Origin of the sequence: Cytobacillus sp. FSL R7-0696 (genome assembly GCF_038006865.1) — a bacterium.
Classification (GTDB): Bacteria; Bacillota; Bacilli; order Bacillales; family Cytobacillaceae; genus Cytobacillus; species Cytobacillus kochii.
In genome coordinates, this window is record NZ_JBBOWA010000001.1 from 1,800,653 (window position 1) to 1,825,780 (window position 25,128).

The 25,128-nt window shown below is 34.1% G+C and carries 22 protein-coding genes and 1 pseudogene; 19 read left to right on the top strand and 4 right to left on the bottom strand.

What is annotated here, in order from left to right; translation table 11 throughout:
- Window positions 1-5 precede the first annotated feature (5 nt).
- The 12 genes from MKX29_RS09440 to MKX29_RS09495 all read left to right on the top strand — a co-directional run bounded on the left by MKX29_RS09440 (window position 6) and on the right by MKX29_RS09495 (window position 8,636).
- Window positions 6-257 carry a hypothetical protein gene (locus MKX29_RS09440; RefSeq protein ID WP_019154248.1) on the top strand — a complete coding sequence of 84 codons (252 nt, stop codon included), beginning with the start codon at window positions 6-8 and terminating at the stop codon, window positions 255-257.
- A 76-nt stretch (window positions 258-333) separates the two neighbouring features.
- A complete protein-coding gene (locus MKX29_RS09445; protein ID WP_019154247.1) occupies window positions 334-630 on the top strand; it encodes a hypothetical protein in 297 nt (98 codons plus the stop codon).
- Window positions 631-816: 186 nt separating this feature from the next.
- On the top strand, window positions 817-2,421 hold the full coding sequence (locus MKX29_RS09450; RefSeq protein ID WP_341105169.1) for a hypothetical protein: 1,605 nt from the start codon (window positions 817-819) through the stop codon (window positions 2,419-2,421).
- A 9-nt stretch (window positions 2,422-2,430) separates the two neighbouring features.
- Window positions 2,431-2,691, top strand: a complete 261-nt coding sequence (locus MKX29_RS09455) for a hypothetical protein (protein ID WP_016201524.1) — start codon at window positions 2,431-2,433, stop codon at window positions 2,689-2,691.
- 283 nt (window positions 2,692-2,974) lie between these two features.
- Complete coding sequence (locus tag MKX29_RS09460; protein WP_341105172.1) at window positions 2,975-3,169, top strand: hypothetical protein; 195 nt, start codon at window positions 2,975-2,977, stop codon at window positions 3,167-3,169.
- A 175-nt stretch (window positions 3,170-3,344) separates the two neighbouring features.
- The gene (locus MKX29_RS09465; protein ID WP_341105174.1) at window positions 3,345-4,199 is read left to right on the top strand and encodes a recombinase family protein; all 855 of its coding nucleotides are present in this window, start codon (window positions 3,345-3,347) and stop codon (window positions 4,197-4,199) included.
- Window positions 4,200-4,226: 27 nt separating this feature from the next.
- On the top strand, window positions 4,227-4,403 hold the full coding sequence (locus MKX29_RS09470) for a hypothetical protein (RefSeq protein WP_341105176.1): 177 nt from the start codon (window positions 4,227-4,229) through the stop codon (window positions 4,401-4,403).
- Window positions 4,404-4,620: 217 nt separating this feature from the next.
- A complete protein-coding gene (locus tag MKX29_RS09475; RefSeq protein ID WP_341105178.1) occupies window positions 4,621-5,103 on the top strand; it encodes a hypothetical protein in 483 nt (160 codons plus the stop codon).
- A 62-nt stretch (window positions 5,104-5,165) separates the two neighbouring features.
- On the top strand, window positions 5,166-5,405 hold the full coding sequence (locus MKX29_RS09480; RefSeq protein WP_026041794.1) for a hypothetical protein: 240 nt from the start codon (window positions 5,166-5,168) through the stop codon (window positions 5,403-5,405).
- A gap of 597 nt (window positions 5,406-6,002) precedes the next feature.
- A complete protein-coding gene (locus MKX29_RS09485; protein WP_262175506.1) occupies window positions 6,003-6,236 on the top strand; it encodes a hypothetical protein in 234 nt (77 codons plus the stop codon).
- 406 nt (window positions 6,237-6,642) lie between these two features.
- Entirely contained in the window at window positions 6,643-7,800 is a 1,158-nt protein-coding gene (locus MKX29_RS09490; RefSeq protein ID WP_341105184.1) for a hypothetical protein, read from the top strand.
- Window positions 7,801-8,381: 581 nt separating this feature from the next.
- The gene (locus MKX29_RS09495) at window positions 8,382-8,636 is read left to right on the top strand and encodes a hypothetical protein (RefSeq protein WP_078989023.1); all 255 of its coding nucleotides are present in this window, start codon (window positions 8,382-8,384) and stop codon (window positions 8,634-8,636) included.
- Between the two features lie 144 nt (window positions 8,637-8,780).
- On the opposite strand, the gene MKX29_RS09500 is transcribed toward MKX29_RS09495, so the two are convergent.
- On the bottom strand, window positions 8,781-8,984 hold the full coding sequence (locus MKX29_RS09500) for a hypothetical protein (protein WP_078989024.1): 204 nt from the start codon (window positions 8,982-8,984) through the stop codon (window positions 8,781-8,783).
- Between the two features lie 618 nt (window positions 8,985-9,602).
- On the opposite strand from MKX29_RS09500, the gene MKX29_RS09505 reads away from it, so the two are divergent.
- Together MKX29_RS09505 and MKX29_RS09510 are read left to right on the top strand one after the other, a co-directional pair.
- Window positions 9,603-11,636 (top strand): ATP-dependent nuclease, encoded by a 2,034-nt coding sequence (locus tag MKX29_RS09505; RefSeq protein ID WP_341105189.1) that lies wholly within the window; start codon window positions 9,603-9,605, stop codon window positions 11,634-11,636.
- A complete protein-coding gene (locus MKX29_RS09510) occupies window positions 11,617-13,500 on the top strand; it encodes an ATP-dependent helicase (RefSeq protein WP_341108240.1) in 1,884 nt (627 codons plus the stop codon). The genes MKX29_RS09505 and MKX29_RS09510 overlap by 20 nt, the downstream gene beginning before the upstream one ends.
- A 104-nt stretch (window positions 13,501-13,604) precedes the next feature.
- Here MKX29_RS09510 and MKX29_RS09515 read toward each other — a convergent pair whose 3' ends face one another.
- Together MKX29_RS09515 and MKX29_RS09520 are read right to left on the bottom strand one after the other, a co-directional pair.
- Entirely contained in the window at window positions 13,605-14,576 is a 972-nt protein-coding gene (locus tag MKX29_RS09515) for an alpha/beta hydrolase (RefSeq protein ID WP_341105191.1), read from the bottom strand.
- Window positions 14,577-14,684: 108 nt separating this feature from the next.
- Window positions 14,685-15,101, bottom strand: coding sequence for a MerR family transcriptional regulator (locus MKX29_RS09520; RefSeq protein WP_341105193.1), 417 nt, complete (start codon window positions 15,099-15,101; stop codon window positions 14,685-14,687).
- A 270-nt stretch (window positions 15,102-15,371) separates the two neighbouring features.
- Between MKX29_RS09520 and MKX29_RS09525 the strand changes: the two genes are divergently transcribed.
- The 5 genes and pseudogenes from MKX29_RS09525 to MKX29_RS09545 all read left to right on the top strand — a co-directional run bounded on the left by MKX29_RS09525 (window position 15,372) and on the right by MKX29_RS09545 (window position 24,373).
- The gene (locus tag MKX29_RS09525; RefSeq protein WP_341105195.1) at window positions 15,372-15,950 is read left to right on the top strand and encodes a sugar O-acetyltransferase; all 579 of its coding nucleotides are present in this window, start codon (window positions 15,372-15,374) and stop codon (window positions 15,948-15,950) included.
- A 94-nt stretch (window positions 15,951-16,044) separates the two neighbouring features.
- Window positions 16,045-16,572, top strand: coding sequence for a cyclophilin-like fold protein (locus MKX29_RS09530; protein WP_341105196.1), 528 nt, complete (start codon window positions 16,045-16,047; stop codon window positions 16,570-16,572).
- 246 nt (window positions 16,573-16,818) lie between these two features.
- Window positions 16,819-19,704 (top strand): DEAD/DEAH box helicase, encoded by a 2,886-nt coding sequence (locus MKX29_RS09535; RefSeq protein WP_341105198.1) that lies wholly within the window; start codon window positions 16,819-16,821, stop codon window positions 19,702-19,704.
- Window positions 19,705-20,220: 516 nt separating this feature from the next.
- Window positions 20,221-21,486: pseudogene (locus tag MKX29_RS09540) on the top strand (MrcB family domain-containing protein); the annotation flags it as partial.
- 400 nt (window positions 21,487-21,886) lie between these two features.
- Window positions 21,887-24,373, top strand: coding sequence for a restriction endonuclease-like protein (locus MKX29_RS09545; RefSeq protein ID WP_341105202.1), 2,487 nt, complete (start codon window positions 21,887-21,889; stop codon window positions 24,371-24,373).
- A 114-nt stretch (window positions 24,374-24,487) separates the two neighbouring features.
- On the opposite strand, the gene MKX29_RS09550 is transcribed toward MKX29_RS09545, so the two are convergent.
- Complete coding sequence (locus MKX29_RS09550; RefSeq protein ID WP_307318977.1) at window positions 24,488-25,126, bottom strand: nitroreductase family protein; 639 nt, start codon at window positions 25,124-25,126, stop codon at window positions 24,488-24,490.
- Window positions 25,127-25,128 lie beyond the last annotated feature (2 nt).

Sequence of the window (25,128 nt, forward strand, 5' to 3'; positions counted from 1 at the left end):
CATCTTTGGCATATTCTAAACATTTAGGATTTATTCAAGTCGACTTATATAGAATTACAGAAATATATAAGGATCCTCGTACTGATATTTATGATGAACTTTTAAATGATATAATAACCGTCCTTGCAAAGTACGAGGTTGTAACTGATAACTTTATTTTTGACTTTACTAGTAGTGAAGATTGCGACAAAAAGGATATTTTTCACCTGTCACTTATAAAGGCAGGTAAGAGAATAGAGAAGGAAAATAACAGCTGAAAAAAGCAGTATATTCGCTATTAAAGGTGAGCGCTAGGGAGGACTAATAAATAGTTATAAGAGGGAGGCATCTGAGGTGCAGGTATATTCAGGAAAGCTGGTAATAGATTTAGCAACAATTGTTGATGATGCAGATGAAAACATTATGAAAAATAATGCTCATGAAGCATTAACTTCAGAAGTGACACACGAACTGCGAACGATACTGGGGGCAGCTGGATATTTTGCTGGAAGTGTAGGAGCAACATTGGAGAAAGTTGAAGATGCTAACCCGAACGATTATTCAATGATTAAGTCATATGTAGAACAATCAAAGAAAGATGTACAACGAGTATATAACAAAGCTAACAGATCTACTTTTAGAATTGAGTAACATGGTGCAATAATATAGGGCTTGCAGATTTTTATAATTCTGGGCTGTGCAGGCAATTCTAGAAAACAACTAAAAGGTTATCTTATTAATGTTGAGATAGCCTTTTTTTGGCGATATTAAAACATCGCAATAAAGGAGAAGCGAGTTCTCTTTTAATTGTAACTGAAAAAAAGGGTGTGGTTTTGGGTGGGTACTTATGTTCGTCTGTCTATTCTTCCTCATCAGATTTCACAACAAGATTGGATAAGTGTTTATAAAGAAACCGTGAAATTACTGAAAGCTTATGATTTTGCAGATTTAGGAGAAAAAAAGTTATTTGATATTCAGATCCCTGTATATGTTAAATCCGAAGAACATGAAGAGCCTTCTAGATTTTGGAGAACATGTGGGAACTTAGGCAGTAAGAAATTTGCAGAAACTTTCAGGCTTTACTCTGATATTAAAATGTATAGGGAGGCTGCGCCAGCTTTTAATAATGAAACAGATATTTTAAAGGGATACGAAAGCTCAGTTGTTGTTTTTAATGCTAAGACTCAAGGATATCCATACCATCTTTACATATTAGCCATAGCTATGCTAATTGAGAGCCGTTTCCCCAAGTTTGCTAGTGTAAGTGGAGATATAGATTATCTGCAGTGTGTAAAAGCAAAAGAATGGGCAAACACTCATCTCTTAACCCCAACAAGGTTACCGTTACGCGTTGATCCACAGCAGTTGCTTAACCGATCTTTTCCTAAAAGTGAACGTGAAAAGATAGAATTGATAGAAAGATGGACAATTGCAGATCAGGAAAAAATCATGGAGATAGTTTATAAGAACTCTGATAAAGAAACTTTCCATAATTGGATTAAGGAAAAATTAGTTAAGTACTCTTCTCCAACACAAATTGGAGCTGTTAAGCTCTTGGTCTATTATCTGAATCTAGTTAGGGACGTTAATAGTTTGTTTTCTATGGCTTGCAAGGAAGAAGATGGCCCCAAGTATATACCTGAAGAAATGTTAAGGGCAATTACTCTTACTTGGGTAAGTATCCCTCCACAAAACTATGATTTTTTGAAGGCATTTCGCAAAATTGAAGGTCATCCAGCTATTGTTGAAAGAACATTTGGAATGATGGTAATGGATATCAAATTTCCGGGCCGGGAAATTAAAACCTATATCCCTTTAACCGAGGTGGTGGAAATTTTCACCTCTTGTTTTCCAGATTGGGAGAAAAAAGCGAGACTTTTATTACAACAGGAAAATAGTAGGATAGAAGATGAACTTCTGGAATTCTATAAGAGTATTGCTCCTATATTGGCTCTAAATAATGAGAAGGAAAGCGAAGGTAGTTTTTTGGATAATGAAGATGCTTTTCTTTATTTTAATAATCATTCGGTTTTGCTTTCCGAAGAGCAGGACTTTCATTTAAAAACAGTAGCATATAGCATTGAAAAATTTTTAACGAAAAATCCTGAAATTAAAGAACGGTTGTATGGGTGTGATATTGGATCGATGAAGCTAATACTCGGAAAGATGCTTACTGAAAAGTTTCGGATGTTTCTCACAGAAGATGCTTGGCTATGGATTAAAGGAATTCGGGAAGAAGAGTTTATTATGACGTTACTTGCAAAGCTAATACTCGATGACTCTTATAATTTTAAAATGAAAGCTAATAACTATAGGCTGTTAAGAGGCATGTTTGAAAACAAGCTAATCACTGAAAAAATAACAGAGTATAGAAAAGACCCCAGAGTAATAACCCACATTCAAGAAATGATTGATAAGGAAAAGAACACTAATAAAGATTGAGGGATGCAAATGAAGCTTCTAATGTGCCTTGAATGTAATGATATATTTAATCTGGATCTGTCAGAAAAAAGCTGCAGCTGCGGAAGAAGTAAGGGGAAATATATAAATCAGCAACTTGCCGAATATACTGGTGAATTTGCATTGCCCCTTGGCTTTACTAATTCATCTTTGATACAGGCAATTAAGCATCAACCGAATGAAGGAATGGGTAAGGAATTCACCGCTTTTGTCATCCCTAAGAACTGTGAGACTTTTTTTAAGAGGTTCTAAGCACTATTTTTTTACTTTAGAGGTGTTAAATAGAGGAATAAAGATAAATTGAGCATAGTTCTAGCGATGAAAAAATTTTAATCATAGCAATTGGGTTGGCTAAGAAGGATTTCAATGAAAGTAATTCAATAGAAGTTTATTTTATCAGATGATGATAAAGATTTGATTGATTTCATTATTAATGAATTCTATTTGCTATAAGTAAAGATTTATCAACCGCATCGTTAAACAGACCCGAAAAAAAATGATTTGTTATTACGCAGTAGGTTGTAGGTGAATTTCAATGTCAGTTTCTTTATATGATAACCTGATAGAAGAGATAATCAAGAAAGGCGAAGTTAAAGTACCATTAACAGATTGTGATGCTCAATTTTATCTTGAAGATGTTTTAAGGGAGAAAGGAATACGATTTAAGAAAATTGTTCCTCTTAGAAATAGAGGAAGAGCGATTAAAACCCTAATTTTTAAAATTCAATAAAAATATAAATTAGCTATTGCAAAATGCTAATGTAGGTGTTATTATCTTTACAACTTAATAAACGAACAAGGGAAAACCCCAACAAATAAATTTACGATATTAATTAATTCGTAGGTTTATTCGTTGGGGTTTTTTGTCGTATTTAAGCAAAAATATAGAAAAGAGAGTGATTTATATGTCAAAAAGGGATAGTTTAGAGCAAGGAAACAATGAAAACTTATATCAGTACTTTTTAGAAGAAGAAAGAAAGTATAAAGCTGCGAGGATAGCATTAGGATTAAAAAGAGCAAGAGAACAAGGGCAGGTTATTATTAGCAGAGTACCTTTTGGTTACCGTTCCTCATATGGAAAACTACAAATCGATGTACAAGAAGCTAAAGTTGTAGAAAAAGTATTTCAATATTTAGCCGCAGAGAAATCTTATAAGAGGGTTTCTAACTTGCTTAATAGTCAAGGATATTCTTATAAGAAGAGGCCTTGGACTCCACGTGATATCAGATTAATAGCAAAATCTCCTATTTATATTGGGGAACTATATTTTAACAAGACAACAACTCGGTATTTAGATGACGGCAAATCTCAAATCATTAAAAATCCTCAAAGTGAATGGAAAAAAATAAGTGTGCCATCAATTGTGACACCAGAACTTTTCAACAGAGTTCAAAGGATTTTATCAATGAAGACAGTTAAAAAGATTAAACTGGAGGAAAATAATATGACTAGCAATAAGAAAATCGTATTTTACCATAGAACAAATTTTGGAAGTAAAGAAGATTACCAACCAAGCGCTCAAATACTAAAGAGTAGACTTAATAATATTGATAAATTTTATATTGACGATTCATGCTCAGGTACATCTGATCCTTTTAAAAGAGGTTCGTTTCAGAAAATGAAAAAAGACATTGAAGCTGGAATGATTGGAAAGATGGTAATAAAGGATTATAACCGTATTAGCAGAAAAAATGAGGATTTAGCTAAAGTATTAGACTTTCTTCGTACAAACGGTGTTGAAGTAGTCATCTGCAATTAATAAAAATTTTTGAGAGGTGTTATAAACTTGAGAAAATACACGAATGACATTGTATCGAAAGAAGGATTAGGCTATGTAAGAGTAAATGATAAAAGGAAGCTACAACAATTTGAAGATAAATTGTTAAAAGAGTTGAGATGCTTCTTAGAAGAATACAGGCGAATTAGAATAGCTACGGAAATTCTTCAGAATGGATACCAATAATGAATTAAAAACCGTCTTCAATTTAGACGGTTTTTTTAGTTTCATTAGGAATACCCCTATTTTTACCATTTTATTGGTGGATAACTAATTTTACTTGTGTAAATAATTCTACAAGAAAAATTTTAAAATTATTTGGATATTTCTGTTAAAATAAAAGGGATATTTATAATAAGTTAGGTTGAAAATCAATTTCATATATTAAGGGGGGACCATTGTAATGAAAATTACAAAGGGGATTATAATTGGAATTATTTTTGGTTTAATTTTATCGTTCTGTATTTCATTTATATTTATGTTAGTTGCACAAGGAATAGCAGGTGGCTTTACATCTTTATTTGGAGAGAGATGGTTATACTACGCAACGTTTATTCCCTTTGTATTAACCTTTTCAATATTAGGATCTTACTTTGCAAAACGAGAAAATGTAACAAACAAAAAACTTTGGTTATTGAGTCTAATATCGGCATTTTTTATAACCCTTTATAGTGGAACAATTGGGGCTTTATTTGGTGAGTATGTTGTAAGAGGGGGAAGTCTTAGAACTTATACAGAAAGTGGGTATACAGGTGTTAATGTAGAGGGTGTTTTAGTTTGGGGAACCATTTATGCATTTATTATGTTGCCTTTGACTGTACCATTGGCACGTTTGAGCATCCAAGTATTCTTTCAATTGCTTAGTAAATATAAAATACCGTGTTGAGCAGCAAAAAGTTATCTCTTCGGGTACTGTTATTAATTTGAAAAGGAGAAATTCCATTGGTGATGGTTGAAAAGTTTAACCTTAATGAAGAAACGTTAAATTTTATACTTGATTTTGAAAAGAAAGTTGAAAAGGGTAGAGTTTTTACAAATAAGGAATTGGTAAAGCTGTTTGAATCGTCCTCTTTCTACAACGAGGTGGTGCAGTCTTATTATAAGACGGCAATACAAAAATCTATCTGGTGGGCTGTTAAAAGGAGTAATAACTGGCTCATGGAGAGAGGGAAATATACGAAAATGTAATAGAGTTTAACTATGGGAAGATAGCTTCCAAAAAAAATCGTAGTGAAGCTACAGTCGAGAGATATGAAATGAATCTGTCGCCTTTCTTTACCTCTTACATAAAGAATTAATTGTATGTTTTCATAAACTAATTAATCCAGAAATATCTAGAGAAATAGACTCACTGCATTAAATAACTATTTAATGCAGTGAGATAGTTTTCAATAAGACCCGTCTTCCATAAACGTGCCAGATTGTGGAGTAACTCATGTATTACGTAGTAGACATATACTGCGAAGTAATGTTTTTGTGATTTTGGAATAAATAACCACATAATCGGTATCTTCTGTTATGATTTTAGTGTGGAGATTTGTGTATTGTGAAATGTTGGTCTTAAAATAACGAAGCAGGTTTGTTCAATAAGAAATCACATAAGGAACGAGCATATCAGTTTAAAATAGGATTAAACATTATTAATGTTCTAATAAAAAGTTATGTAAAAAATCGAGGTGATACACATTAGTTGTATTGAGTTCAACAGCAAGACAATTATAGACTAGTAATTGTTTATTTTACTGATAAATAGGAAAATATTGATTTGAAAGAAAGGTGAATACTATGGAAAAGAAACTTACTCCTGAATTAAAAAAATACAAAGAAGAATTTGATTTTCTTCATAAAAAGATTGGTGAATTAGAATGGGAAATTGCTACAATATCTTATGGGAGAAAAGCTTATCTTAGATCGGAGTTTGAGGCATTAGAAGATCGGCTTGAAAATTATAGACATAATATTGGAATATTAATAGAGAAGATCAGAGATGAAGTAGCATCAGCTAATAAATCCAATTAGCATGATAAATTCCAATTTGTAGTGTACCTATTACGTATAATTCTTATATTATGATATAGTGTCTAATTCACTTTAAAAACGATTTTGAGAAACATTATACTATAAACTATAGGTAGCGAATACTGAACAAGGGTATTCGCTTTTCTTTGTTGAATTGAAGGGCCAACAACGCTTTATGATGACGATAAACATCATTTTGGAGCTGCCATTCGTAAGAAAACATGGGAATGTATCTCGGCAGTACACATTGAAGCTTTTATTGAACGAGTGAGGGATGTAAGGAAGAAATTGTATTGTTTGTGCGATTTCAAATGGACAAAAGAATTTTTACACGATTATTTCAGTTAGACCCTTACTCCGATTAAAAGTTAGAAAAGAAAACTACAATATATAAGGAGCCAATAAATTGAATTTTTTAAAACGTATCAAGATTAGAAAAATGGAAAGTTGTCCTTGTGGAAGTGATGAAGTCTTTATAAACTGTTGCCACAATAAAGACTTTAATCCACCCATAGAAACTAAGAAACCACCTGAAGTATTGATTGGTGAAATGATGAGAAAATCAATGAAAAAGATCTGTATGCATCCAGATCAACAAAATTGTAAAGGGAAAATTAAGGGAGCTCATGCATTGCAAAATAATAAAATTATTTCTTTATTAGCAGGTGATGAAAGACATGTATACTTAATGGACACTAAAAGAAGTCCTTTAATAGTTCCGCTCAACAACGGTAAACAAGAACTTATTATCGAAATGAGTAGAACAAGTGCAAATGCTGCAACAACTGAAACTTGCTTTTGTGATCTACATGATAATATTGCTTTTGCAGCAATTGAAAAGGGAGCACCTGATTTTGACGAAACTAGTGAGATAATGAAATTTGTATATGCTTATAAGGCTTTTATATTTGAATATTATAAAATTTGGATGTCAATGGATATTTTCAGAACTCAATTTGCAAAGCATCCAACAGTATTTAGCAGGTCTGATATGGTTTCTAGGTACAGAAGTTTACAATTAAATATGAAAGAATTTGATTCTATAAAAGAACATTTCGATAAAGAAATCATTGCTGGAGAGCATACTGGTGTAACAACCTGTATTATTAAAATACCAGAGCAAATTAATTTTGCAAATTATGCATATGTTGCTCCTGACTATGATTTGAATGGAAAGAAAATTAAAAATAAGGTTAAAGGGGTTATCCATCGCCTTGCTATTACAGCAATTCCAAAGAAAGGACATTCTTACATCTTATTAAGTTGCTTAGACAGCGAAAAAGAAATTTACATAGACTTATTTAATCAATTACAAAGTTCACCCATAGATAAAGTGAAGTTTTATATATCTCTTATATTACCATTGTATTCTGAAAATATGGTATTAAGCCCAAGTTTATGGAACAGTTGGGACGAAGAAATACAAATGGCGTACACCTTCTATGCAAATTTGAAGGATAAAGATTTTATTATATATAATAAAATGAATGGAATGATACTGCGTAAAGCAGCTAAAATGCCGGGATTTAGCTACGGGGAAAGAAATAAAATAAACCTATTCTAGCTACTAAATTAGAGACAAATTGTGGACTTAATAGAGAAATTAGCCTAAAAACACCTGAGATTACAGGTGGTTTTTATGTAATTCCCCCATCGAAAATTTTCCCTTGAAAAGGTACAGGTAATAAAAGGGGTTAAATGTTAATTGGAACTACGTTAGAAGTACAATTAAAACCTTGTAACAAATAATGAAAAGATTCTCTTCTTCAACTAAACTTCTGTTGAACAAGAAAAAGAGAAGATAGATCTAGTTGCTGCGCAGTACAACGATACTATTCAATAGACTAATGTTATCTTCAACAATCGACGCGTTTGTGGAAAATCAAAAGCCTAATCCCTCGCAAAAAATATAGAGGGAATAGGCATTTTTTTCTTTCGAAATCCTTAACGTTGTAAATACGACTTTCCTGATGTTACCCATTGGTAACTGCATTGGTGATAAGTAGTAAATCTTCGAGAAAAAACAAGGATATTTAACATTATGTGGTAAAATTTACTTAAAGATTATGAAAACACTGTTATTCAACTAACGCCTTATTAGTTGAAAAGATATGGTGAAATATCTTGAAGAAAGGAGAGCTTTAATTGCGTAAATACTTAGGAATAGTATCCATCTTAATCTTAATTGCCACTTATTTAATTTTACAAGCTCTCGTTGGAAAACAAATTGGACATTTGTGGGTATTAATAATAGTCACTGGATATTTAGCTTCAGCAATTGCTTCTTGGTACAGTAAGAGCGGATTTTGGAGGAAGGCATCAGCGACTATTTTAATTGTACTTCCTTTGGGATATCTGGTCATTATCGCTTTATTTATATTTGGAATGTCTGACTTTTAGATATTTTCTTCTTGAACAAAGGGGAGGCTTAATGGAATAAGAGCACCCACATTTAAAACAAAAAGCTTGGGAAAAGCTTTTTTGTTTTAATTTATGTTAATTTACTTGCTATTTATGTGGAGAAATCACTTTTTAGTTAAAATTTTATGTTTTCTCCACGTTATCTGAACTACTTAATGAACTATCCATCTGTTTTTTTGCGTATTGTGTATTTTGTTTTATAACGGCATAACCTTCTTCATGAATTAGTTGCAAAAATAAATCGATAATTTCTTGCGCTTGAATTAAATCTATCCCTTTTTTATTGGATATTTCTTTAGCTAATCTATCGCGAGTATTTCTTATCATTACGTAACCCCCTATTGTTTTAGATAAAAGGCTGGAAGCTCAACATTTCACTCCGATTTTTGTAAGTAATTATTATTTTACTCCATTACTAATAATATGGAACACCTTGGCTGATTGACCTCTTACCTCCTAACATTGCTTTGTATGAAAAAAAGAATGGCTAACAAGAAAACTTGTCCTTGTGAATGTGGCAAAAGGTTAGGGTCCTGCAATTTTCACATTAGATTAAACAAATTAAGGATGGTGGCACCAAGATCATTTTATAAAAAACATTTATTAGAACTTATTTAGTAACCCTATTTTAACTGAGAAATATGAGAACCGTCCCCATGTATCTTGACTTTGTATCTCTAATTATTAGAAAGCGCAGACATGCAGCACAGACTGGAAATATATATCTGAAATGTAGTGAGATTTTAAATGATTATTAGAATGTCTCTTTATTAATTCAATCAAGCACAGACATAAAACTTGTATATAGATAATTATAGACCTGAATGTAAGGGGTATTGAAACTTGTTGGATTATATAAAGGCGTTAGAAGTTAATTATTCAGGTTGATTAATGAAGGTTTTTTTAGGGGTTATTTGTAAAAACTAATAAAAAGGAGTGTTTGGTATGAAAATAACGAAATTGATTATTAATAATTTTCGATCCTTTGGTCCGACTAATACTGAGTTAGAATTAGAAAAATTGTCAGTTCTAGTTGGAGCAAATAGCAGTGGTAAAACTTCTGCAATCCAAGCTCTACTTAAACTTTTTAGTCCGTATCAAAGAGATAGACTAATAGAAAGGTCAGATTTCCATATACCTGCTAATGAAAATCCATTAGATTATGATGAGTCTTCACTTTCTATAGAGGCTGTAATTGATTTTAAAGAACTGGAAAATGATGCTGAGAAGGTAAATACTACTATCCCCCCGCATTTTAATCATATGGTTGCAGGTGAAGTTGATGGAAGTCCTTATGTACGTATAAGGCTAAAAGCTGAGTTATCAGAAGGTAATACTTTAGAAGGAAATATTGAGCAAGCATTATATTATGTCCTATCTCCATTAGGAACGAAAGCAGAGGATGAAGATTTACAGCCAGTTAAAGCTAGTGAGCGATCCCAAATTCAAATGATATATATACCTGCAACAAGAGACCCGGCCGTACAATTAAAAAATGCATCAGGATCTATCTTAGGGAGGATTTTAAAAGGAATTAACTGGCCTAAAGAAATTAATAGTGACATACAAGAAAAAATGAAGCAAGTTGATGGGATTTTTGATGAAGTAAATGGTGTTAAACGGTTAAGAGAAATACTTAATAGTCAATGGAGAAAATACCATAATGATTTTCGCTATCGTTCAACTATGGTGGCTTTCAACCATGCAGATTTAGACTCAATTCTAAAAAAGGTAGAGGTTTATTTTGAACCAACTGAAACAGGAAGCAAATATAAGGTGGATCAATTAGGTGATGGGCTACGCTCAATTTTTTACTTAACTATAGTAAATTCTTTTTTAGAAATTGAGAATGAGGCATTACAAGATGAAGCTGAGGAAGATAAAAAAGTGTATAAACTTCAACCACCAGTGTTGACGTTACTAGCCGTAGAAGAGCCAGAAAATCATATTTCTCCGCACTTGCTTGGTCGAATAATGAAAGCCTTAACTGACGTTTCTGAAAATGATAATGCACAAGTTTTAGTTGCTACCCACTCACCTTCGATGATTAAAAGAGTTGACCCAAAGTCAATTCTCCATTTTAGAATCGATCAAAAAGCAATAAGAACTATCGTAAATTCAATAATACTTCCTGAGAAAGATAAAGAAGATGAATATAAATATATAAAAGCTGCAATTATGGCATATCCAGAACTGTATTTTTCACAATTAGTTGTTTTAGGAGAAGGTGAAAGTGAAGAGATTATACTTCCAAAGATAATTAACCTTTTAGATACTGATTTAGATCAAAGCAATATTTCTATCGTTCCATTGGGTGGAAGACACGTAAATCATTTTTGGAAATTACTACATCAACTGAATATCCCTTATTTAACTCTATTGGATTTAGACTTAGAAAGAAATGGTGGTGGATGGGGTCGAATTAAATATGCATTACAGCAGTTAATCCAATTAGGCTATGAAAAGCGTAAGATACTGTCTGTACAAAATGGAGTATTAAGTGATGAAGATTTCTCTAAGATGCACACATGGTCTATAGAAACAGAGGATGATAGAAAAGATCTCTATTCATGGGTTGAATTTTTAGAGAATTATGGGATTTATTTTTCGGCTCCACTAGATATCGATTTCCTAATGATTGAAAGTTTTCTCGAAGCATATAAAAAGATAATCCCTAAACATGGTGGTCCAAAACATGTAGATAAAAAGAAAGAGTCTATTGAATACAGAGACCGTTTAGAAAAAGGAGTAAGAACAACTCTAAAAACCGAGGGTGGTTCCGGAATTACATATTCAGACGAGCAGAAAGAATTAATGATTTGGTATGATTACTTTTTCTTAGGTAGAGGTAAACCAAGTACTCATATTATCGCATTAGAAAATATAGACCCCAAACTATTAAGTGAGCAATTGCCAATTCCACTAAAAAAGTTAATGAAGGGGATTAAATCAATTATTGATGGTGATTTTTCTGAATAACTTTGTAAAAAAAGAAGCTTGGATCTCAAAAGACGATGTAGTTTTAGAAAGCACTGCGGAAGATGTAGTAAAGTATGAGAAAAACGCTTATGTGTTAGCTGGTCCCGGAGCAGGCAAAACCGAATTGTTGGCACAGAAGGCTTGTTATTTGTTAGAAACAAACACTAGCAGATATCCTGCCAGAATACTTGCTATAAGCTTTAAGAAAGATGCAGCAAAAAATTTAAAGGAACGAGTTGAAAAACGATCTGGTAAAGAATTTTCTAATAGGTTTGTTTCCTTAACATATGACTCATTTGCAAAACAACTGATGGATAGATTTCGTTTAGCTATACCTCAATTTTATAGACCAACTCTAGAATATGAAATAGTTAATTTTAATAGAAGAGATGTAATCAAACTTAGAGAAGAAGCAGAAGAGCCTATTGAAAACAATGGTTGGAATTATTACTTTGATTATGATCTTTTTGCTAAGACATATGCAAATGATAAACTACCATTACAAACGGACAATATAGATTCAATAGAATCTTGGTATAAGTTTCAACTTTGGAAAAGTTATATTAATGATAAAGAAAATTCAATGTTAACATTTCCTATGATTTCAAGAATTGTGGAATACTTATTTAGGTCAAACCCTAAGATTTTAAGAGCAATCAGAGCTACATATAGTCATGTTTTTTTAGATGAATTTCAGGATACAACATTAATCCAATATGACTTAGTTAGAACAATTTTTATGGATTCAAATGTTTCAGTGACCGCTGTGGGTGACCTTAAACAAAAGATTATGGGTTGGGCGGGTGCAATGGAGGGCGTATTTAATCAATTTAAGGAAGACTTTGAGGCTAAAGAATTTGAGTTGGTTCTAAACCATAGGTCTGCTCCTAATTTAGTCCGAATCCAAACATCAATAATAAATGATATGATGGGCGGTTCAACAGTAATATCACCATCTGACAAATGGAAGAATGAGGGGGAGGGAATATGCGAGGTATGGAACTTCACCAAGGCTTCTGAAGAAGCAAAAACATTGGCATTAGAAATTAAAACATGGATTGATCAAGAAAAACTTGAACGAAGAGATATAGGTATTTTAGTTAGACAACGGGCAGATATGTATTGTGACATGCTTATAAATGAATTAAGTAATTTAGGAATACACTCAAGGATAGAGGATCAGTGGCAAGACTTACTAGCGGAAAATTTTATGAAATATGTAATCGACGTATTTTCTTTAGCTACAACAGATCGTGACCCTAATGCTTGGTCTAGTTTAATATCGAATGTTTTAAATTTACGTGGTGAAAATGAAACAGAATCTTATCAAGTAGAAATAGAAATTAATAGCTTTATAGTTCAATTTAAAAAGACTCTTAAAGATGAGACATTGAAAGTGACCGAAAAAGTAGTAGAGCAATGGTTATACAAAATTTTAACTTTGATAGGTTTAGATTTAATTAAAAGTAGCTATCCAGAGTATAGAAAAGGAAATTATTTAGAAATAAAAGTAAAACAAACTGCGGAGTTTCTTTTTTATTCATATGAAAAACATAAGGTTTGGAATAAAGCAGTAGACGATTTTCTGGGAATTTATTCAATTCCGATTATGTCAATTCATAAAAGTAAAGGTCTTGAGTTTGAAACTGTGATTTTATTGGGACTAGAAGACGGAGCTTTTTGGAATTTTGAGAACTTCCCAGATGACGAAACATTTACTTTTTTTGTTGCAATGTCTAGAGCAAAAACTCGAATGATTTTTACCTTCTGTAAAAACCGTTTCTATGGACAAGATAGATCTAAGATAAATGTTATTTATAAAATGCTGGAGAATGCGGACGTTAAACAATTCGAATGGACTTAAATCTGTTGATTTTAAAATCAGATAGGTTACTAATAATAAATAAAGCATTGTTAAAAAATAAGTTTACCAATGCTTTATTTTGCCCATTAAAATTGTATAACTAATTAAATCAAGTTTTTTTGAAAGAACTCTGTAATGTCCTCAAATGGGATGATATCAGTCTTGTCATACAAATCTGTATGACTAGCATTCGGAATCACCGTCAGTTCTTTATTATCACCTTTTAATTTATTAAACGCGTCTTGACTAAAGTATAAAGAATGAGCTTTCTCACCATGTATCAAGAGAACCGCATTACGAATTTCATTGCTATATTGTAATAGCGGCATGTTCATAAATGATAATGACGTAGTGATATTCCATCCATCATTAGAATTTAATGAGCGCTCATGATACCCACGACTTGTTTTATAATAATCGAAATAATCTTTTACGAACGATGGCGCATCTTCTGGAAGGGGGTCTACTACTCCACCGGCTCTTGCATACTCTCCATTTTTGTAATCTAAAGTTCTCTGTGCATTTAAACTTTTTCTTGTTTCATATCGTGCATGTTCATCCATTGCATCATGGTATCCTCGTGCCATCACACGAGACATATCATACATGGTAGAGGCCACCGTTGCTTTAATTCTTGTATCAATAGCAGCAGCATTTAAAGCCATTCCTCCCCAGCCACAAATGCCGATAATGCCTATTTTGTCAGGATTCACATTCTCTTGAACGGACAAGAAGTCTACAGCCGCTTGAAAATCCTCTGTATTGATGTCTGGTGATGCCACATAGCGAGGGGTTCCTCCACTTTCACCTGTAAAAGAGGGGTCAAAGGCAATGGTTAAAAATCCTTTCTCGGCCATCGTTTGAGCATATAAACCCGATGATTGCTCCTTAACTGCTCCAAATGGACCGGAGACAGCGATTGCTGGAAGCTTTCCTTCAAACTGTTTCGGTTCATATAAGTCAGCTACCAAAGTAATTCCATACCGATTGTGGAAAATAACTTTCCGATGATTCACTTTTTCACTTTTAGGAAAAACTTTATCCCATTCTTGTGTAATCGTTAACTCTTCTTTCATCTCTTATTCCACTCCTATACCTATTTGCCATGAATTTGTGAAGCACTATTAGGATAATCCCTAAAGCTAACTCTAGGTCAATAGATGTACAGGTAGGTTTTTATTTATTTATTTATTTGTAGGAATTTCAATACTATTCTGCTTATGAATATCTTCCGTTCCTGCATCTAATGCAGTCTTATAATACCAACATTTATGATCAATAAGTTCCATTGTTTTTTTTAGTGCTTCCATTTGAGCTTCCACACAGGATTTCCGTTCCATAAACATTTCATATCTTTGTTTTAAAGAAGAGTCTCCCTCAGAACACCATTCAAAGAAGGTTTTAATTTCCTTTATTGGCATTCCTGTAGACTTCAAGCATTCAACGATTTTTAAAGCCTCGATATCTGAATCCTTAAACACTCTTGTACCACTTGGCGTTCGTTCTACAAAAGGCATAAGACCTTCTTTGTCATAGTAACGCAAAGTATATACTGTAAGGTTCAATTCCTTTGCTACTTCCCCAATCGAATATGTGGCCATCATACATCTTCCTCTCTTTAGGATATAAACCTCTAGTTAACTTTATATTTTTGAAATGTATATTATCATGACCTATATAGAGTGTCAAAGTATAAAAAAAGGAATAATCTTTGATTTTTTGCTTTTCTTATATGTAATTATTGCAACCTAAATTGCAATATCAATTCGGTATCTTTACCACTTGACCTATAGTTAACTCTAAGATTTAAAATTGTATTTAATTGATAAGTATATAAGAGATAGTCTTAGTAATCGACAAGGAGGATTTTAATGAATATTCATGATTTTTTAGCACACTTGAACCGAGGTGAAGTGGTTGAGGGAGGGTCGGAGATGCATCAAGTAATGCACAAAGCCTCGCAAGAAGCATTGAAATTAACCGCTGAGTTGAATGGACGTTATCATACTCCACAAGAAGTTCAGGAACTGTTTTCCCGATTAATTGGCAAACCAGTAGACAAAACATTTGCCATGTTTCCTCCTTTTTATACGGATTGTGGGAAAAACATTAAGGTGGGCAAGAATGTCTTCATTAACTCAGGCTGTCGCTTTCAGGACCAAGGTGGAATTACCATTGGCGATGGTGTTCTCATTGGACACAATGTAGTTTTGGCTACTCTTAATCACGATATTGACCCTAGAAAGCGTGGCACAATGCATCCTGCCCCCATTACGATTGGTAATGATGTCTGGATTGGAGCAAATGCCACAGTCGTTCCCGGTGTAACCATTGGTGATGGAGCTATTATCGCAGCTGGTGCAGTAGTGACAAAGGATGTCCCCCAAAATGTTATCGTAGGAGGGGTGCCTGCGAAGATATTAAAGAAAATTGAAACCAGTCAGGAATAATTCTATGTGATTCCTTATGTTGGCGGTGCAAGTTTCCATCGTGAAACAGAATTAATTTTATTTGAGTAAAAGCATGTAGAAAGGATTACATAGAATGAAAAAATTCTTTTTTATCCTTTGTTTTATTTTTTTCTGTCTTGGTCTGACTGCCTGCGCTAATATTGAAACGAATGAAAGAGAAGAAACAAATCAAGAAGAATTGCCATCCAGTAACTCAATTCAAGAATCGAGGGAAATTGATATGTCAAACCCATCAACGATGATAGATTTAAACATAACAATAGGCGATCAGGTATTTTCTGCAAAGCTTTACGATAACCAAACCACACAGGCATTAATTAAAAAACTACCATTAGACATAAACATGAGCGATGTTAATAGTAATGAAAAATTCTATAGCTTCCAAGAAAAACTTCCAACAAATTCTGAGAGACCCGGAGAGATTGTAGCGGGAGATATCATGTTGTATGGGGATAATGGTCTGGTATTGTTTTATGAAACCTTCTCCAGTACTTATAGCTACACTCGTCTTGGGTATATTGAAGAGGCAAGTCGCTTTGCTGAAGCTGTAGGAGACGGTGATATAAATGTCGCTCTTGACTTGGCAGAAAATATTGAGTAAAAAACATGGAAAAGTCAGATTATGATAGTTGCTGAACTAACTGGGCAGGTTGAAGAAGAACAACAAACAAAGTTATTTGCTACGTAGTACAAATCCTTCATTGAATAAACGAAAACAGACAGGAAAGTATTGATCCTGTCTGTTTTTTTGCCTCTTAAATAACTACGGTGAACCGTATCATAAGTAATGAGGTTATTATTTAAATTGTTTAAAAGTTATTTCGACAATATAAGGTGATTTCTTTCGATGTACATTCCTTTTGTTTTATCTGCTCATACCCTTCACATTTATTACTATAATGTAAATGAAAGGACACATTTTATGCAAATGAATCTACAAATGACCCAATATTTTAGAGATAGTATTGCGGCCAAACTATCAATAGACTTCAAAAAGAGTTCATATGAGATTGTTTCTTTTGAAGATATTGGAATAGGTCAGATCTCAGAAGAGAGTTATCAAAATTTTTTTAAGGGGGCTAATAATTACTCAGGGGATAAAATAGAAATAGTAATTGTTCCAAAAACAATTAAGACCATCTTTGAAGGACAAGAAAGAGTTAATAACAATATCAAAGATTTAAGTGGGATATTTTTCATTCCAGCTTTGTTAGACGGGAGTGGAAGATTATTTCCTCCAGAGGTGAAAACTCCGTGGATACCCAGGGAATATTTATTTCCGTTAATTGATGAATCTTTAGCAGTTGGAAGTTTAGAGATTTTTGATGATTTTATGAGTGCTCATATTCATGAATTTAAAAACTGCCCTGACTGGGCATCTTACTTTGAATTGTGTAAAGGAATGTATGAGCAAATTACAGGATGTGAAATAACTGAACCTATAGTAGGTAGCATAGAGTTGGAGGATAAAATTTATTTATTTAAAGATGATACTATCATCGCAACCAGAAATATCTTGGCTTTATATGATGATTTGATAAAAGGAAATTATAAAAAATCTAAATTATATTTAAATTTCATTAAGCAAGAATTTAGTGTGTTAGAACCTTTAATTAAGAATTCTATAGAGGAGTCCCCCAAACATGTTGGCCAAATGGGGGGAGAATATGGATTATCCCCCTCACAAAGAGAATGTCTTATCCATTTTAATCATATGGAAGAAGGTGATATCTTAGCTGTTAATGGTCCACCCGGTACAGGGAAGACGACCTTATTACAAACACTTGTGGCAAATTTATATGTGAAAAGAGCTTTAAATAAAGAAAAGGCTCCAGTAATTGTCGCTTCTTCAACCAATAACCAAGCTGTTACTAATATTATCGAATCATTTGGAAATATAAAGAAAAAGTGGACTCGCAATAATTTAGAGAATAGGTGGGTTGAGGGTGTAAATAGCTTTGCTGTTTATTTTCCTTCTGCTAGCAAAGCGACTGAGGCAACAATAAAAGGATTTCACCATACGAATCCTAAAGGAGAAAACTTCTTTGAAGAAGTGGAAAGTGATGAAAATATCCAGAAATCTCAGGAGAAGTTTATAAAGGAATGTTCCACGTATTTTGATACGCCGATCCTCTCTTTAAAAGATTGTGAAGAAAAAATTTGGCATCGATTAAATGGAATAAAAAACAATAGTAATACTATTTTTAAAAATTTCAACGATTTTTTTGCAATGAATCATAATGAAAAAAGTATAGATATGTTTATTGAAGATATTAAAAAAGAGATAGAAGATGGAAAAGAAAATTTACAAAAGTTGCAAGCTAGAGTAAAAGAATGGCAAGAAGAATATAAGAAAATTCCTTTTTATTATCGTTGGCTTAAATTTTTACCAAACACTAAACATAAAGTCCAAAACAGAATAAGTGCCTTTATTAACTTAGAAGAAGCTTTTCTAGATGATAGTATGGGTATAGAAGAGATTATTTCAAATTATAGTTCGGTAATTAAAAATGTAAGAAACAGCATTCATGAAAAAGAGGAGTTAAGTAAAAAGGTAAAAGATATAAAGATAAATATTCAGCAAGTTATTGACCATTTAGTTAATTTAAATGTGCTTAAAACTGAAGATTTTGATATTTTTAGCGTAAAAAATATAGATGATTTGAATGGACTGTTGGATACTTCTTTAAGATATTTATCATTTTGGTTAGCGGTTCATTATTATGAATGTAGATGGTTAACTGCTAAAAAACTTACTGCTAAACAAAGGGGAAAAAACTTTCAAAATGTATTGACCCTATTCTATGACAATTTAAGTATGATCACACCTTGTTATGTTATGACATTTTATCAATTGCCCAAGCTTCTTCTTGCATATGATGAGGGACAGCAAAAATATTTATATAATAAAATTGATCTATTAATTGTTGATGAGGCAGGGCAAGTAACGCCCGAAATTGCAGCATGTTCATTTTCATTGGCTAAACAAGCAGTTGTAGTTGGTGATGTCCATCAAATAGAACCAGTTTGGAACATACATAGAAAACTAGATATCTCATTAGCAAAAACAGCTGAAGTGATTAAAGTAAAAGATGAATTTGATAATCTAACAACGTTGGGACTAAATACATCAGAGTCAAGTGTAATGAAGGTTGCATGCAAAAGCTGTAAATTTGAAAAGTTTGAAGAACGAGGGCTATTTTTAAGTGAGCATAGAAGGTGTTATGATGAAATCATTGATTACTGTAACAAGCTAGTCTATAAAGGGCATTTAGAGCCAAAACGGGGTCTAGGTGCAAATGATAAAGACAGTAAACTAAGTGAACAATCAATCCCTCACTTTGGACATTATCAGATAGATAGTATCCAATCTAATAAACGAGCAGGTAGTAGATATAATGAAGTAGAAGCAAGGGAAATAGCAAATTGGATAAGTGAGAATTTTGATAATTTAAAAGCTATGTATCCAAAAATTAATCATAAAAATATTTTAGGCATAATCACACCTTTTAAACAGCAGGTTTCAGAGATAAAAAAAGCATTGCCAGAGCATATAAAAAAACTGGTTGATGTGGGTACGGTTCATACTTTCCAAGGTGGAGAAAGACAGGTTATTATTATGTCGACTGTATATGGGAAGAATGATGGATGCTATTTTATTGATGCTAGTAAAAGTTTACTAAACGTTGCCGTATCAAGATCGAAAGATAGTTTTCTAGTTTTAGTGAAATAAATTGTCTCTCAAGTAGTGAAACTGCACCTAGTGGGCTATTGAGGAATATGGTAACGCAATTTAACATGGTAAAGATTTCTTAGGATTGTCACTGAGCTTCATCTCAGAATCTTATCACAATTAAATTTTAAAAAGGCAAAATAGTAACATTCTATTTTTAATGCCCTAATAAAGCCATTCACCCAATTGAATGGCTTTTTATTATAGTATAATATATACAAATAATTGGATCGATCTGTAAACGGAGTGAAGAAATGATTGAGCAACTTATTATTGAACTAGCAAAACGAATAAAATACATCAAAACCTCAAATATTCAAAAAATTACAAAGGTAGATAATCAAGGAATACATATAGAAACAGAATCATCTAGGGATGAATACAACAGAGGTAATAGTATGGTTACAAAGCACAACTTTAATTGATGAAGAGTGGAATCCAACAGAGCCTTATTTTGACACTTTAAATAAAAAGGAGCAGATCATGTCTCAAAATATACGAGAGAAATTAATCAGGATTGCGAATCAATATTTAGCTGCAAAGAGGGAAGCTTTCGGGGGGCACCAATTGGGACCCTTTGTTCGAAGTGAGGTGACTGCGGCTATACATAACCTTCCTTTTATTAACCCTTCCGAATATGTTGTGACTGGATCGGTGGGGCAAGGGAACTGGGCGGCTGTTCCTTGGATAGCGATCATGAATCGTAAAATTACTGTTTCAACGCAAAGAGGTTATTATATTGTTTATTTGTTTAGCGAGGATATGCAAAGTATCTATCTTACTTTGGGCCAGGGGGTAACGGAAACTTCTAAGGATGAGATGCTGAGAATTAAAGCTGAGATGAGGGAGTCTATTCCCGCAACTAGCAAGGTTAAGATTGATGATCATATTAATCTGGGAGAGAGTAAGAAGGCAAAGGGCTATGCGTTATCTACCGCAGCATATATTCGTTATGATGTGGATCAGATGCCAGGAGAAAATGTGATTTTAAATGATTTAAGAAGCATGATCGAGATATATGAGCATTATATTTCGTTGAATGACCGTACTATTTATGAAGACCCTTCAAACAATAGTAATGAGGAAATAATTAGGGAGACAAGCTATGAATTCTTGCCTACTAAGGATTTGATCAACCATATCTATTCTTACATACAAAACAAAGGGTTTTATTATCCGAAAGAGGAAGTCATCAACTTATATCTTTCTTTGAAAACCAAGCCGTTTGTGATTCTTTCCGGTATTTCTGGAACGGGGAAAACTAAGATGGTGCAATGGTTTGCTGAGAGTGTTGGTGCGAATGAGAAAAATGGGCAGTTTACGTTGATTCCTGTGCGGCCTGATTGGAGCGATGGTTCTGATTTATTAGGTTATGTAGATATTAAGGGAGATTTTAAAGAAGGTCCTTTAACAAAAGCCATTAAAGCAGCACATAGGCATCCTGACCTGCCTTATTTTGTTCTTTTAGATGAAATGAACTTAGCGCGGGTTGAGTATTATTTCAGTGATATTCTCAGTGTCATGGAGAGTCGTCGGTTGGAGGATGGGAAGGTGGTTACATCTGCTTTATTATCGGAAGAGATTGCGAATGGGGTGATTACACTGCCTAATAATCTATTTGTAATCGGGACCGTTAATATGGATGAAACGACACATCCGTTTAGTAAAAAGGTGTTGGACCGTGCGAACACAATCGAGTTTAATCGTGTGGAGTTGGATCATTTATCTTTCCTTCAAGACCTTGAAGAAGCCGAGCCTGTGGTGATAGGGCAGAGTCAACTGGCTTCAAGGTATTTACATTTGAAGGATCTTTATCGGGAAGATACTGAGATGATTGAGAAAGCTACAGCTGAGCTCGTGAGGATTAATCAGTCTCTCCAGCTAATTAATGCCCATATTGGTTACCGGGTGAGGGACGAAATCTCGTTCTATCTGGCGTATAACAAGGAAGGGGAGTTAATGACCTTTGAGGAAGCGTTTGATCATTGTATTCTTCAGAAGATCTTGCCACGTTTATCCGGAAGTGATGCTAGAATTGATCAGTTACTAAGGGAACTATATCAACTATTCACGAATACGGCGTATCAGGACGATGAAAATGCCATGTTCGACGTAGAGAGTGCTGCGCTGTACTCTAGAAGCGCCAGGAAGGTGGTTGAGATGCTGAGGAGGTTACAGGCAGATGGCTTTACATCCTTCTGGGTATCGTGATGATGTTGAACTGGTGAAGATCGAAACGGAGGATATGTCTCTTGTGGTGAAAGGTAAGCCGTATCACGAGCGATATGAAGGGTTGAAACAATACCGGGCAATGGATCGGCATGATGTCATGCAGTTTTCTGTTCATGGCGAAAAAGTAAGGCAGGTATTGATTTATAATATTGAAACGCAATTGCTTCAGGAATCTTCACAATTACGGCCGATTTTTTTCGAGAATGGTGTGTATCAAGTCATCGTTGTGCCGAAGACAAAGAGGGAATTGTCCTTTTACCATGAGCATCCGGGCTTAAGACAAGCCGTCGCTAAGGTAGAGATAGCTGGTACTTATATGTTGATGGGTAACTTACGATTCCAGAATGAAGTCGGGTTAACTCCTTTTGAAATTAGGGATGGTAGTCAAAAGCTGTTAGATGTGACGCTAGAGGTGTTTCCAGCAAAACTTGATTATCGAAATGACTATAAAAAGCTTCTAGAAGAGGTGAACGATGAAATTTATAATCTCGCCTTCCATTTCATTCGCAAAACTTATTTAGGGGCTAGATTAAAACTTGAGGGCAAGCCTTCAAGAAGTGAATTTTACCGTCTCATTAGTAAGCATTTTGATCAGTTCATTCAAGCTGTTAACCAGATTGAACGACAGCCACAACACCTCTTACACAAAACGTATGAAAAAGTAAGGGGAGACCAATTAAATAAATTAGACACGAGAAGTCGAACCTATTTGCAGAAAAGGCCGCATTTGTTTACGGAGGTTAACAAGGGCATCTCAATTCAGAACAATCATAAAACATTTATGCCTATCGAAGGTCTCCGGATGAAAAAAGAACTTACCTATGATACGTTGGAAAATCGATATGTGAAATGGATGATGCAACGGGTATCTCATAAGCTCTATGATTTACTGGAGACATTAAGACATAAAGGCGCGAGATGGGAAATCGAAGTGGATACAGACCTTTCTGACAAGTTGATTGAGATGATTAAGCAATTAGAAGCGAAGCAAAAAAGCCCCTTTTGGAAAGGGATTAAAAAACTGGATCGCTCCATTCATAGTTTAGTGCTGCAGATGGCACCCGGCTATCGAGAAGCATTTCAAATTTATTTGACCGTATCCAAAGGATTGATGCTACAAGGAAAACTGTATCAAATGTCGGTAAAAGACGTAGCCACGCTTTATGAATATTGGACATTCTTGAAGCTTGGGCAAATCCTTGATAAGAAGTATCAACTGATCAGTCAAGATATCATCCAGGTCAACAGGGACGGGTTGTTTGTTAATCTGCAAACGAACCGTTCAGCAACGAGAAAATACAAGCATCCTTTTACGAAAGAGGAGATTATTCTAACATACCAAAAGTACGAAAGCGGTTTGCCTACCATCCCTCAAAAGCCAGATACGATGCTTAGCATTGCGAAGAAAGGCAAGGATTTTACCTATAACTATGTATTCGATGCCAAATATCGTATCGATTACGCCCAAGAAGGCAGTTATTATCAAAATCGATATAAGCACCCCGGGCCACTTGAGGATGATATAAACACAATGCACCGTTATCGAGATTCGATTGTAGCCTATAATGAGGGGCCGTATGAACGAACAGCCTTTGGCGCCTACGTCCTTTTTCCGTGGTCCTTTGAAGAGTTGTACCAAAATCATCACTTCTATAAGAGCATTGATAAAGTCAATATTGGTGGCTTGCCATTTCTCCCTAATGCAACAGGCTTAGTCGAAAAATTTGTAGAGAGACTGATCGAAAAAAGCCCTGAAGAAATCCAACATGAAGGCATCTTACCAAGAGGGTCATTAGAAGAATGGCATTCCAATTTGGAAGAGAAAGTGCTTGTTGGCCTTGTGAAAGATCGAGAAGAGTATATTCAATCTAAACAGACAGGCAGCTATCGTATTCCTATCACTAAGCTTAAATCAGGCTGGCAAGAGACAAAGTATATCGCTCTTTACGTAAAAAAAGGTATTTTAGAACAAAACGGAGTCATCTGCTATGGCAGGGCCAAAGAAATAAGACCTGAAAAAGTAGGCAGCGAAGAATACATGCAATTTGAAGTGGACCATTGGATCAACTGCAACCCAATCATTAAACCTGTAGGCTACGGTGTGGCTGCCTATATGCAGACCACATTAAATCATTTGAAAGAGTCGACAGAGCTCCCAGAACTATTTATGAGATCGAAAGAAGAAAAAACGCTCTGGAGAATGCTAAGAAGGGTCTCCGATAAAATATCTATTGAACTGGACTCAGTAGAAATCGATATAGCAACTAAGGTAGAAGAATACAGGATTAAGAATGTTTTGATCAAAATCAATAAAGACAAAAGGGAACTGTCTCTGATAGGGAAAGATGATCAGAAAACAGTTAGTCTAGATACTTTGCAAAGGAATCCTTCTTTTGTTTTTAGGGAGTTGGTTGGTTTGTTAGGGAGGGAATCATAAACACACCAATCAAACTCTGTTTCAACATGAAATGGAAGGGAAATGAGAAGAAGCATTCCCACTATTAGTAGGAAACTTCTTCTCTTTTTTTGCACTTCTAATGGATTGTCAGGTTTATCTCCAAAACGAAATTTTGTCAGTACTTAATCGAATGGATTCGTATCCAGCTACTTTGGCTTTACCAATTGAAAGGATCATTACGGGAGTATATCGTTCTTCATCCAATTCAAAAGTTTTTGCTAGCTGATCTGCTTCAAATCCCGCCATTGGATTTGTATCATATCCGTGCGCACGAGCTACTAACATTAATTGCATTGCAAAGAGACTACTATCGATTTTTGCAATTTCAACTTTCATTTCTTTTGATAGTGTTGGATAGATTGATAGAATGGTCTCGAGTTGGCTATTTCTCACTTCAGGCGGCATTTTCCCTTGTTCTACAGCTGTATTAAATATTTCTTCTGCATACAAATAGCTTTTTGTATCACCAAAAATTAATAACATGGCAGAAGAAGTATCATTTTGTAATGTATTGAAACGTACAAGAGGTTTAAGTTTTTCTTTTCCTTCGGGAGTATCTACAACAACTACACGCCAAGATTGCATATTTGCAGAGGATGGCGCCAAACTAGCTTCCGCAATAATCTCGCTTAACTCTTCTTGCGATATTTTAAAATCTTCATCATAATGACGAACAGAACGCCTTCCTTTGACTATATCGACGAAATCGTTATTCAGAATATGGTTGAACATAA